At 34.4% G+C, this 12,902-nt stretch carries 7 protein-coding genes; all 7 read right to left on the minus strand.

What is annotated here, in order from left to right; genetic code table 11:
• Positions 1-143: 143 nt before the first annotated feature.
• The 7 genes from QFZ28_RS15630 to QFZ28_RS15660 all read right to left on the minus strand — a co-directional run bounded on the left by QFZ28_RS15630 (position 144) and on the right by QFZ28_RS15660 (position 12,589).
• Positions 144-2,573 (minus strand): DEAD/DEAH box helicase family protein, encoded by a 2,430-nt coding sequence (locus QFZ28_RS15630; RefSeq protein WP_307195490.1) that lies wholly within the window; start codon positions 2,571-2,573, stop codon positions 144-146.
• Positions 2,566-2,892: a nucleoside triphosphate pyrophosphohydrolase gene (locus QFZ28_RS15635; protein ID WP_307195491.1), complete on the minus strand. Its 327-nt coding sequence runs from the start codon at positions 2,890-2,892 to the stop codon at positions 2,566-2,568. The genes QFZ28_RS15630 and QFZ28_RS15635 overlap by 8 nt, the downstream gene beginning before the upstream one ends.
• A gap of 614 nt (positions 2,893-3,506) precedes the next feature.
• Complete coding sequence (locus QFZ28_RS15640; RefSeq protein ID WP_307195492.1) at positions 3,507-4,646, minus strand: DGQHR domain-containing protein; 1,140 nt, start codon at positions 4,644-4,646, stop codon at positions 3,507-3,509.
• Positions 4,647-4,737: 91 nt separating this feature from the next.
• Entirely contained in the window at positions 4,738-6,171 is a 1,434-nt protein-coding gene (locus tag QFZ28_RS15645) for a hypothetical protein (RefSeq protein WP_307195493.1), read from the minus strand.
• Between the two features lie 94 nt (positions 6,172-6,265).
• On the minus strand, positions 6,266-9,256 hold the full coding sequence (locus QFZ28_RS15650; protein ID WP_307195494.1) for a type I restriction endonuclease subunit R: 2,991 nt from the start codon (positions 9,254-9,256) through the stop codon (positions 6,266-6,268).
• Positions 9,225-10,580, minus strand: a complete 1,356-nt coding sequence (locus tag QFZ28_RS15655) for a restriction endonuclease subunit S (protein ID WP_307195495.1) — start codon at positions 10,578-10,580, stop codon at positions 9,225-9,227. Before QFZ28_RS15655 ends, QFZ28_RS15650 begins: the two co-directional genes overlap by 32 nt.
• Positions 10,577-12,589 (minus strand): type I restriction-modification system subunit M, encoded by a 2,013-nt coding sequence (locus QFZ28_RS15660; RefSeq protein WP_307195496.1) that lies wholly within the window; start codon positions 12,587-12,589, stop codon positions 10,577-10,579. The genes QFZ28_RS15655 and QFZ28_RS15660 overlap by 4 nt, the downstream gene beginning before the upstream one ends.
• Positions 12,590-12,902: the final 313 nt, after the last annotated feature.

Below are 12,902 nucleotides of genomic sequence, written 5' to 3' on the forward strand. Positions count from 1 at the left end.
TCCTTCAAGAGGTACATTACAATGAATTTCTCCTTCTCTCAGAAGAGGAATACTTTAGGTGATAAAAGTATAAAACAACTGCAGAATATATGTATAAAAATGCATAAAGGGCCATTATTATAGCAGCCCTTTAGATATCTATATTATAGACTTAATGGTGATCGTGCCTTGCGTTCAAAGTGAAAATGAAGACGATATTCACAAATTTCCTTTGTCCACTGGAATAAAATATCCTCATGTTCCTTTATTACATCAAAGTTTAATCTAAATACATCATCTTCATAGGAGATTAAGCCTTTAGAATTGCCACTCCATTTTGTCATAGGCATGGCAGCAATCAGTTTGCTGACACCTTTTTCATCATAATCCCATAATCTCTTGGCTCCTTTATCGGAAAAATCAATTCTTTTGCGATGTTCTTTTTCCATAAGGTAGTGATGAAAGAAAGGTGCTACATCTTTTGAAGATATAGGCTTGAACCAGTTCGATTTTCCCCGTTCGAGCATAGCTAATAATACAACCATTTTATAACTCTTAGCCATCCCTGTTTTTTCTACTTCGACTAACCAATTTTCATATCGGTCAAATATTTCAATCTCACGCTCTGTTAATTCTTCAGCCCATTTTAGAAAACCAAAATAAGAATTAAATTCCTGTCGATATTGCGGTGAATCCGCAGCTCCCTTTAAATGTAATTCCAAATAGGTAGGTCTTCTTCCTATATCCCTCTTTAAATCCATATAATCATGGAAGAGCTTCTCTCTTCTTGGTTGTCGCTTTCTGATCATTTCTTTAAGAAGGTCAATAACATTAACATCCAAATCAATCTCACAAAAGCCCGGTAATGTTGGCTGAATGTTTCTCGATTTTCCCTCATTAGGTTGTGTATCAAATAATCCTAGTTTAATATCTGCATTACGATAATTTCCGATTAAGTCAATAATGACACACTTTTCCTTGTGAGGATGCAGTCGAAGACCACGGCCAATTTGTTGAGTAAAAACGGTCAATGATTCCGTCGGCCTGACAAATAAAAGCGTGTCTACGGCTGGAATATCTACACCTTCATTGAAAAGGTCAACCGTGAAAATAATATCCATTTCACCCTTTGCCAGTTTCGAAATGGCCTGATTTCTACTGATTCCAGTCTGCTGAGAATGGAGACTAACGGTATGATAGCCATGGTTATTAAAATACTTTGACAAAAAGTCTGCTTGTCTAATGGAAGAACAAAACCCCAGTGTTCTAGTCTGCTTCTTATCTTCCCATGCATGTAGTATCTTTTGAGCTAATTCTTCTCTTAATTGAACTTGTAGTAATTCCTCTTCGGCATATCGATTTCCCAGCCACGTTATTTGACTATAGTCTGTGTCGTCATATACCCCATAATAGGTAAAGGGTGCTAACCATTGCCGGTTAATCGCTTCCAAGAAATCTAATCTGAATGCAACGTTCCCATCACAAAGCGCATATACATCTTTATTGTCGTTTCGATCAGGAGTCGCTGTTATCCCTAGTAAAAATTTCGGCTGAAAATAATCTAACGCACGTTTATATGAATCCGCTGCAGCATGATGGAATTCATCCACAATAATTAAATCAAATTCATCCGCTCTAAACTGTTCAAGGTGCTTTTTAATACTTAGTGTATAGATCGAAGCAAATATGGCATCTGCTCCACCTTCTTTTCTCTTGCCATTGTATATACCATACTGCTTTTCAGGCATAATTCTCTTAAAAGAATCTCTTGCTTGATAGAGAATTTCCTCACGATGAGCAATAAAGAGAATCTTAGTAAAGTTTTGTGCAAAAAATCCAGCCAAATATGTTTTTCCCAGTCCAGTAGCCATCACAACCAGAGCTTTATTGTATTCTTCTTCCAAAGTCTTATTTAACTCTTCAAGTGCCTCAATTTGCGCAAATCGAGGCAGTATTTCTCCATAAGAAACCGGTGGTTCTAATATGATTTCGGGATTTTCAGAACTATCCTTTTTTGCAGGAAGCATTAATTCTTGTTCCTCAAGTTCTGTCCATTTTCGAACTAGATTCGGATGTTCTCGCTGGTACTCATAATAGTGAGCTCGATACTCTTCGAGTGTTTCTTTATTTAATGAGACCGTTTGATCCGAGTAGAAAATAGAAAGAAATTCCTTTAGTGCTTCATCAAAAATCTCTTTTTCGTCACTCACAGAAATATTCCATTCGATGCCTTGATTCAAAGCAGAATTTGAAAGATTGGAAGAACCAATAAAGAGGACATCATGTTCATTGGATTGAAAAAGATATGCTTTTGGATGAAATGAAACACCATTACTTTTCCATAGTCGAATGCTAACACGCTCATCAATTGAAAGCAGTTCCTCTAGAGCGTCTGGTTGAGTAATGTACAAATAATCACCTGTACAAATCTTAATATCCGCTCCATTTTGTGCAGCTTTCTTCAAGGCATCTTTGATAAATTTGACCCCTGATTTCATGACAAATGAAGACAAAACACAGACTGTAACGGCCCCTTCAATTTTGTCATTTAAATGTGATCCCAGGTCTCTTGTAATCAATTGGATCTTACTCATCCTCAACCTCTATTAAATAGATTTTATCTTTAAACCCACCGCGCTTCTCTGCCTTTTCCTGCCGTACCTGTTCCACCTGTTCAATGTTCGCTCCATGGCATTCAGCAAGAGCATGGATAATTTCCAAAAGGTCAGCTAACTCTTCAACTGCATCTTTATCATTTTCTGCATGTATGTATTCATAAAGCTCTTCAAAGCTTTTTGTTTTCAATTCTTTTATGTATTCTTTATTATCTAGAATTCTTGTTGTAAATTTTTTTCCTGTATTTTCAATTATTTCTGGAATACGATCTCGGACTAATTTGTTATAAATAGGCATTTAACGTTTCCTCCATTTTGTATGTATATACTCTTATTATAACGAAACGGATAAATAATTACATTCTTGTAAATTGTTTTGTTCTTAATCGGTGTGCGAAGTAAATATATAAAAATCAAATTATAATGAATGCATGTTGAAATAAAAAGAGCAGAGTACCTTTTAAGATACTCTGCTGGCTTCTAGAATAATGTTCGACCCCGGTGGTCGGGGTCGAAATAGGTATTTAAGTAATGATATAATAAGATTTATAAAGATGATGTGTAAAAATTGTGTAAAAACTATTAATTTCTTTAAAACAGGAGATTTCTCTTTGCTTGTTTCTTTTTAATAAAGTCTAGTTTAGAGCGATCATTATTAAATTTCATCACCTACATGTTATAATCTGTATCATATTTGACCCTATTATTCTTTAGCAAACATATCCCCCAAATCATTTAATTCAGTAGATATTTTTTCTTGCTTTATATCTTTAAATTATGAAAACCACTCTATATTAGTTCTTTCTCGGAGGTACGAATCCATTCTGGAAAACTAAAAAGCCTTGATAAATCAAGGCTTTAAAATTGGTTCATATATCACTTTATTAATTGCCGGAAATGAAATTTATGTGTTTATTCCTCCGAAGGAGTAGATTCAGCGGTCGATTCACTTTTAGATTTAATTAATTCAATTGCCTTTTTAAAACCAGATCCTGATGTCAAGCCGGCCATTTTACCTCCTTTTATCCAATCATTAGATGTTAATTTACTTTCTAAAATTACCCTTGCAAAGATATCAATATTATCTACTTCATATAAAATTTTCGTAATCGCATTTACACCTGTAGTTTTCTGGATATAATAATTGGATTTATACATGATTTCATATTCTTCATCATTGATATAAATAAATTCTTTTCCAAAACAATCATCCCATTTAGATTTTACAATTTCCCATGCATTGTTAATATCCTCTGCTAATTTTTGAGCTAATGAATCTAAAATTTCAAGTCTGTAATCAGTAATACCCGTTAACGCTTTTCTCACCAATGGTATAATTGCCTTTGAAAATGGAGCAATTCCAATAATACCGACTTGATTATTTATTCCTTTTTCAAATTTAATTGCATTCTTCCAGACGCTCTTATCCATCTTCTCATTTAGCAAATAACTCGCTTTAATCGCTATATACGTTTCAAGCTCATCCTTTCCTTCTAGATCCCTTTCTCCTAAAAGGACATACTGTTGCCTAGCTAATAATACTAAATCAGTTTTCAGCTTTTTGGCAGTGGAGTTTATATCTTCAAATACATCTAATTCAATAACTCGCTTATTATTTGGTATTACTAAAATAGTAGTGTTTAACGGTAGCTCCCATAGTAAATGATCAATTTCAGCAGCTTTTGCTAAACCCGCAATACGATGTTGACCATCAATTATCCTAAAGTTTACCAAACCCTCTGCTAAATAAACTTCGACTAATTCATGTGGCGAGATACCATGATCTAAATGTATTTTTTCTATTTTATCTTTAACAGTATCCTCATCGATTCCCAAAATAATTGAAGTAGGAAATATGGCTTCTCCTTCTATTATTGTTAATGCCTTTTCAGCTATATTATTAGTATGCTTAATATCAAGCGGCCTTTGATAACCATATGGATTTTCTCCATAGATAAGCGTCTCAGAATTCTGATAAATCGTTCGTAAATTTAAAGTAGTATTTAAAATTTTTTGATTACCTTGTACAGATAAATGTGCAATTAAATGCATTTACACTCACTCCTTTACAAATAATTTTATTTTCTTACTCATTTCTTCAAATTTCATTTGCTCACTATCCTTAGCTTCTTCTGTTAATTTTTCAAAAAAATTCATCTATTATAACCTTTATTGGTACATCAGGTATCTTGTACTCTTCTTCTAATACCTCTGAAAAAATTAATTGCCCAGCAAGGTAATTAATATAATTTAGAAAGTCAATACTAAATACCCTTTGATGTTCTTTTTCTTCAACCCATTCATTATAAATATCCTTGGTAAATTTATAATACTCTGTTAATTCCTTATACTTCTCAAAATTAATAAAATAATCTATACCTCTTGCATTAACTAATAATTGATTAAATACCGGTTCAAATGGAGTATCTACATCCTCGACATCAATTTCATTTACATTATTTATAGTTTGAAGTACCTTTTCACACAACCATTCAATAAATTCAATATATTGCTCTATATTATGAGTGATATTTGGTTTTAAAGATGCATACCATGATATAGTGATAGCTTCAAATACCCTTAGGTTTATTGTTGTATCTCTATAATCCAAATACTTTTTAATAACTTCACTCATCGTATAATCTTCAGGAATTGAAATAGTTTCTGCAAATTCTGCTAGCTCAAGATTTAAAGAACTATAGTTTGGAGTTACTTCTTTTTCAAGTAGATATAAAACTTTTGCCAATTGTGTGATTTTAGTATTTACGTTAATCTCAAATATCCGTTCCAAGGGTTCTGAAAAATATTTGTGTAATTTCGATTGAAAATCCCATTCTTCCCCATTTTCATGATATTTAGATTCAGACTCACGAACGCTTAATAACAAGTTATCGATCTTAGCTAATAACTCTCCTACATCTTGCATAACAGGCTCGTGAGACTTTCGTATAGGAGAAAATTTACTATTTTTATAGAATTGTTGATGCTCCATATCTCCCCATGCTGATAATAATTGGTTTTTCATTTGGAGCTCAAAATTGAAGCTTTCTCCCTTTTTATGATATACACAATCTATTTTTATAATTTCTTTTCCATTAGTCATCGTTTCAGGCTGATTTTCAAGGTTTATGAACTCAATATAGGCATTATTTTCCCCTTCTTCTATGAATTCATTTCTACTTTCCTTAAATAAATTCAAAAGATTTGAAACGTCTGTTTGTAGATCTCCTAATACCTTTATACCTATTAAATCTTTGTATCTAGAATATAATTCTTCCACTACTTGATCGGTATCTGCATTTGGAATTCTCTTTTTTATATTTAATAAATGATCTTTGATAACTAACTTTTCTCCTAAACTTTCTCCACTTTTCACTCTTGATACAACCTTGTAATATTTCCCTAAATATCCCGAGTTATGATGAATTAATTTATACTTTTCTTCTGAAGCCTTCTTATGTATAACCAGCTCAATTAAATTTTTTATTTCTATAGCGATAACTTCCAAACTTGACTCGATATTTTCTATATAAATAGAAATAATTTTTTCCTTATATGCCCCGTTTGTATAAGACATCTCTTCACTCCCTATTCTTGCAAATAAAAATATGTATTATTTCCTTCAATTAGTCTTAAAATAAGGAGACAATTGAATGTCTCCTTACAAACACTTACCCATTAACTACACTATAAACCTCATTCATCATATCTTCCATAATAACGGTTTTAAATTCATTATTCTCCAGTATCTTCATAAAGAACTCTTGATTGCTACTCATTCTGTCAATAACGAAGTCCATAAATGATTTTTCAAAGGCGAATTTGAAATTTTCTTTTGTGTTGTTTTTAGCTTTTTGGCGAATGTCATCATCATTTAACATATCTTCTTTCACTTGCTCACGAGAAAGCAAATCCGTTTCTGTGAATTGCGTGCCAAAACGCTCATTTAACTTATCTAAAATACTCGATAATCGTACCTTTTCGTCTTCAGGTGCACCACCAGCTCCATGTTTCTGTGGATCAAGTTCTACACCGCCCGTTTTCTCAAGCTCAATGCTACCTTCAAATACTTTTTGATTGCGGTAGTATTCAAGTGCTACATCATCCGCCAAGTAAACGTCCTTATCACCTCGACCTCGTGGCAATTTACGTAACAAATATGTGAGGTAAATATATTGCTTGTGTAGATCTAAATCGATAAATGTTACAACTTGTAGTATAAAGCCATACGTACGTGTAAATTTTGTAGCCACTTGTTTAAATGCAAATTGTTCTTCTCCCGAAAGCTTTTTAAATCGCTCCACACCTTTATCGAGAACCGCATTTAACTCGGCTTGGGCCTTCGTAGACTTCTTCACACCACCCATTACTTCAAGCTCATTTACCTTTTGCACTTCTTCTTCAGTAAATACTTGATATTGCTCTAACTCGGCCTGCATATCATAAAGGATATTCGGATCAGAAATTTCTGAAAGACTTGTCGATTCATAATAAGGCTGAAAAGACGTTTTTATGTCTTCTGGATCATTTACAAAATCCAAAACGAATGTATCGTCTTTACCAGGGCATGTACGATTTAAACGAGATAGTGTTTGCACCGCCTTAATACCGCTTAATGGTTTGTCTACATACATTGTGTGCAACAGTGGTTCATCAAATCCAGTTTGATATTTCTCCGCAACAATTAGCACTTTGTATTCGTCAGAGTTGAATTTTTCAGGTAACTCTTTTTCAGAGAACTGATTCATATCTGGTTCAGTATAATTAATTTCACCATCTCTCACAGTACCTGAGAAAGCAACTACTGTTTTTAAATCATTGTAGCCCATTTCTTTAATATACTTATCGAAAGCCATTTTATAACGTACTGCATGTAAACGACTCGCTGTTACAACCATTGCCTTTGCGCGACCACCAATTTTGCGCTGTACAAAATTACGATAGTGCTCAATAATAATTTCTGTTTTTTGTGCAATACTATGTGGATGCAATGACACGTATTGTGCTAGCTTTTTCGTTGCTTGTTTTTGTGATACCTCTGGATCATCGTCTACTGTCTTTGCAATTTTCCAGAACGTTTTATAGGTCGTATAGTTTTCAAGTACATCTAAAATAAAACCTTCTTCAATAGCTTGTCGCATTGTGTACTGATGGAATGCTACTGGCTTACCATCTACACCAACTGTACCGAATTTTTCTAATGTCTTCGGCTTTGGTGTCGCCGTAAACGCAAAGAAAGATACGTTATCTTGCTTACCACTTTTCATGATTACTTCAACAATTTTTTCGTCAACATCTTCTAAGTTTTCTTCCGCAATACGGTCTTCCTCATAGGCTGCTTCTAACGTTTTATCCGATAACACATTCGTTAATGCAGTTGAAGCTTTACCACCTTGGGATGAGTGCGCCTCATCAATAATGACCGCATACTTTTTACGCTCAAAGCCCGTTACTTTTTCTAAGATGAACGGGAACTTTTGAAGCGTTGTAATAATAATACGTGTCTCATTATTAATTGCACGTGCTAATTGCTCTGAATCTTTATCAATTGGCTCAACCATCCCTGCTTTATGCTCCAGCTGATACACCGCATCTTGCAATTGCTTATCTAACACTCGGCGATCGGTAATAACGATTACACTACTAAAAATTGATTCATTGTCCTCGTTATGTAGCTTCGCTAAACGGTGTGCAAGCCACGAAATCGAGTTCGTCTTGCCCGATCCCGCAGAGTGCTGAATTAAATAATTATGACCGACAAGCTTTTGTGCAACAGCTGCTTCTAACTTACGTACAACATCAAGCTGATGGAAACGGGGGAAAATGAGCATTTGACGCTCACCTATCGTTTCACCGTTTGAATCTTTAATGTCGTCCTTCTTAATAAAGATGAAGCGGTATAAAATGTCGAGCAAGCTATCTGGGGCTAAAATTTCTTCCCATAAATAATGCGTACGATAATTGTCACCGTAAGTTAACGGATTACCTTTCCCACCATTATTGCCTTTGTTAAATGGTAGGAAGTATGTTTTACCTTTATCAAGCTTTGTTGTCATAAATACTTCATCTGGATCAACCGCAAAGTAAACTGCTACACGTTCATTGAATTTAAACAGTTGCTCACGTGGATCACGGTCATTCTTTAACTGCTTCATCGCGTCTTCTACTGTTTGATTTGTTAATGGATTTTTCAGCTCCATCACAACCAGTGGCAAACCGTTTAAAAATAATACCATATCTAAGCTATTATTATGCTTATCACTGTAATACACTTGGCGAGCAACGTTGAAGCGGTTTTTCCTATACTGCTCATTTAATGTTTTATTCATATCCGTAGGTGGCTTATTAAATGCAAGTTGTAATGTCACACCACGGTCTTTAATACCTTTACGTAAACATTCGACCAATCCTTGACGATGTAACTGGTCTTTAATACGTTTTAAAACTTCCTCTTTATAGGAAGGGCCATACGATTTCTCTAACGTACGCATACGTTTATCCTGCGTATCCTCTAAAAAAGCAAATAGCTCTTCAAAGTCAATGCTATGTTCCTTGAAAGAAGCACTTGCCTCTCCGTCTAACACACGCTTTTTATAACCATTTCCAATTAATGCTATTTCAATGTTCGTTTCAAAGCCTTTCTCTGAAGTATCCACTGCCATCACAACTCACCTCACTTAAATCAGGTTCCATATCACTTACATCGATCTTACCAGTTACAGCTTCGTATATTAGTGCCTGGCGGTATTCTTTTAGTTTATTAATTTGATCATTAATTAAACTTATCGTATTATCCATTTTATTTAAATCTCTATCAAGAAATTGAATAATCCTATTTTGCTCTTCAATTGGTGGGAAAATCAATTCTAAATTCCCTATTTCAGATGCGTTTATCGCTGGATAACTAACTCCTGTTGATCGACTAACAATTTCATCAACGTAAACTGAAGATTTGAATATATACCCAAGATATTTAGACCTAATTTTTTCTTTTGGTGTTAAAACAGCAAATCCTGTAGAAGCTATTAAATTCTCTTGTTGAAATTCAACCGTAGTAATTGCTTTTAAATATGTTCTTACAGTAGAAATTAATGTATCTCCATTATTTACAACTCTTCTTGCACGGCTAGGAGCGTCTTCAAATCTGTATTTTTCTTTATTTAAAATTTCACCTTTAGAATTTACGCTGCCAATGTCAATATATTCAATCTCGGTAAAAGGGGCAATATTATCATTTAAAGTGTTCTTATTAATAAACACCTCAAATTTAACTTTACTTAAATTCCAATGCTCAGGAATCTCACCAATCCACTCAACACCTGAATCTTTCATTTTCACATTCGGATTTAAACCTTTTGTAATAGCTTCTGTGATGATAGATTGGCGTTGTTGTTCTAATATCTCAATTTCTTTTAGTTTTAAATTTAATAAGGTATCAATCTCTTTAACCTTTTTATCCAAAAAAAATACAATTTTTCTTTGAAGGGATAATGAGATATTTGGAATTTTTATTGACCCTATCGTTTCAGTATTAAGGTTAAGCTGAGTACCCATTTTACCTAGCCCTTTATATGGTGCACCCGATTCAAAGATGTAATAAAGATATTTTTTCTCACCTTTATAATCAGGAAAATAAACAAAACCATCGTGAATACAACATTTTATATTTGTAATACAAGGTTTACCTACCGTACCAGCAATACTAACGAAAATGTCTCCTGGTTCTCTTTTTACACTTAACGAAGCTCCTAAGTCAGACATTTTCTGAGTTGTTTGCTCTAAATACATTCCAGCACTTGAAACATCTGCAATTCGAACCCATGCATATTCCCCATCTTCATCAAAATACTTAGGATCATCAATTGGACGTGGTGATGCCCCCCTTTTAATTGAAGTCATCCATTTTATTTTTTTAATGTCCCAATCAGCAGGAATATCTCCTAACCATTCTATTTCACTAGCCTTATATTCCTTGTATTTCTTCATCCAATCACCTTCTTAAATTGCTCCACAACTTCCGCTTCTAATTCACGAATCTCGTCCATAATTTCTGCTGAGCTGCGTAATGTTGTGTATTTGTAAAACTGGCGAGTGAATGGAATTTCGTAACCGATTTTTGTTTTTGATTCATCAATCCATGCATCTGGTACATGTGGTAATACTTCACGAGTAAAGTAGTCATGAATGTTTTCTTTTAACGGTACATTTTCAGTATCACGTAAATCTGTATCAGGTTCGATGTCTGTTTTATTTTTCATACATACATCAGCTGTTTCATCTTTTTCAGATAGACCTGCTAAAATTGCTTTTAAAACAGGTGCACCAATCGAGATGCCCGCTTCTTTCAATGCATCTTTTACTACTTTCGTAAACTCATCACGATTTTTATATACTTTTTCGCTTTGTATTGTGCGTAATACATACAAAATTTGCGTTTGCTGCTTCTTACCTTCTTCAATTTCAAAGTGACCTGCATCGCCTTTTTTCTTCGAAGTTGCTAAGTTCGCAAAACCTTTTTCCTCTACGACACGTGCAAGGCGTTCTTCATTTACTTGGAAGTTTAAGCGTAATGGACGTTCAACCGTAATTTTTGCATAGCCGAAGTCTTCATAATCAAAAATCTTCACGTACTCGTTTGGCTGTGCATCACCGTATAAACGAACAATCTCATTAATTTGTTCTTCTGTAATTTCGTTACGCTTGCTACCCATCGACTTTTTCATTTTTTTCGAGAAATCTACAGCATTTACTAAACGAACTTTCCCTTTATGAAGAGGTGCTTTATTGTTAGTTAAAATCCAAATGTACGTTGCAATACCTGTGTTGTAGAATAGGTCGTTTGGCAGAGCCACAATGCCTTCTACTAAGTCATTTTCGAGCACATACTTACGAATTTCGCTTTCACCAGAGCCTGCATCACCTGTAAATAATGGCGAACCATTCATAATGATTGCTAAACGAGAGCCTTGAGGATTTTCTGCATTAATTGGCTTCATTTTTGACAGTAAGTGCATTAAGAATAGTAACTGTCCATCACTCGTTCTTGGTGTTCCTGGACCAAAGCGACCGTCATAACCTCGTTTCTCATGTTCTTCTTTAATTGGCTTCTCATACGATTTCCAGTCCACACCATATGGCGGATTTGAAATTAAGTAATCGAATTTATCACGTGGAAATTGGTCGTTTGACAACGTGTTCCCTAAACGAATGTTACGTGCATCTTCACCTTTAATGAGTAAGTCAGCCTTACAAATTGCATATGATTCAGGGTTAATTTCTTGGCCGAAGAACTCTAAGTGTGCTGTTGGGTTTTGACTTAGTAAATACTCTTGTGCTACAGAACCCATACCACCTGTACCAGCTGCACAGTCATACAATGTTTGTGTTAAACCTGGCTTTGTTAAAATGCTTGCATCGTCATGTAAGAATAATAAATGCGTCATAAGGCGAATTACTTCACGTGGCGTATAGTGATCCCCTGCTTCTGCATTTTCATTGAAACGACGGATTAATTCCTCAAATACATAGCCCATCTCAACGTTTGACACTGTTTCTGGATGTAAATCGATTTCACTAAAACGTTTAATCGTTAAGTACAACAAGTTATTTTGATCGAGCTTATCAATTTGGCGGTCAAAGTCAAAGTGATCCATAATATCACGAGCCACTTTTGAGAAACCATTTATATAGTCACGTAAGTTATCAGCAATGTTATCAGAATCTGTTAATAGCTTGTTGAAGTCATATTTACTTGTGTTATGAAAGTTTTGTTTTGAAACACGATTTAAAATCGGCTCACGAGCATCTTCTTTCATCTCAGCAAACTGTTCTGCCTTTGCTAATACTTCCTCTTTTGTGCTCTCTAATACGCAGTCAAAACGACGTAATACTGCTAATGGTAAAACGATTTTACCGTAGTCTTCTGGTTTATATGGTCCACGTAAAATCTCTGCGATTGACCATATGAAGCTTACTTTGTCTTGGAAGTTAATCATAATAAATACCTCATTTAATAAATTTTTTTCTAATCTACTTTTCATTTGTGTAGATTGAGATAATATAAGCAATTTTTAAGGTGCTTATCGCTTTGTAATAGCTAGCTGATTTTACTTTTTCGCTCAAATCTCCTATTCATCCTATTTACTGATTCATCAAAATAGCTAATATTACCTACAATTATAAATGTTTAAGCAACAAAAAGTAATAAAAAGTATGGCCACAGTGACGCCTAGAAGATTGCCGATAATTGGTAGAGTGAGTAGTCTTAATACTTTAAAAGGTGCCATCCTCTCCATTCAGTAATGCCAA

This window comes from Neobacillus niacini, from assembly GCF_030817695.1.
Lineage (GTDB): Bacteria > Bacillota > Bacilli > Bacillales > Cytobacillaceae > Neobacillus > Neobacillus niacini_F.

What these genes read in the sequence shown, in the direction of transcription:
- QFZ28_RS15630 (WP_307195490.1), bottom strand. Translation starts at nt 2,573, where the DNA reads ATGAGTAAGATCCAATTGATTACAAGAGACCTGGGATCACATTTAAAT.
- QFZ28_RS15635 (WP_307195491.1), bottom strand. Translation starts at nt 2,892, where the DNA reads ATGCCTATTTATAACAAATTAGTCCGAGATCGTATTCCAGAAATAATT.
- QFZ28_RS15640 (WP_307195492.1), bottom strand. Translation starts at nt 4,646, where the DNA reads ATGCATTTAATTGCACATTTATCTGTACAAGGTAATCAAAAAATTTTA.
- QFZ28_RS15645 (WP_307195493.1), bottom strand. Translation starts at nt 6,171, where the DNA reads ATGTCTTATACAAACGGGGCATATAAGGAAAAAATTATTTCTATTTAT.
- QFZ28_RS15650 (WP_307195494.1), bottom strand. Translation starts at nt 9,256, where the DNA reads ATGGCAGTGGATACTTCAGAGAAAGGCTTTGAAACGAACATTGAAATA.
- QFZ28_RS15655 (WP_307195495.1), bottom strand. Translation starts at nt 10,580, where the DNA reads ATGAAGAAATACAAGGAATATAAGGCTAGTGAAATAGAATGGTTAGGA.
- QFZ28_RS15660 (WP_307195496.1), bottom strand. Translation starts at nt 12,589, where the DNA reads ATGATTAACTTCCAAGACAAAGTAAGCTTCATATGGTCAATCGCAGAG.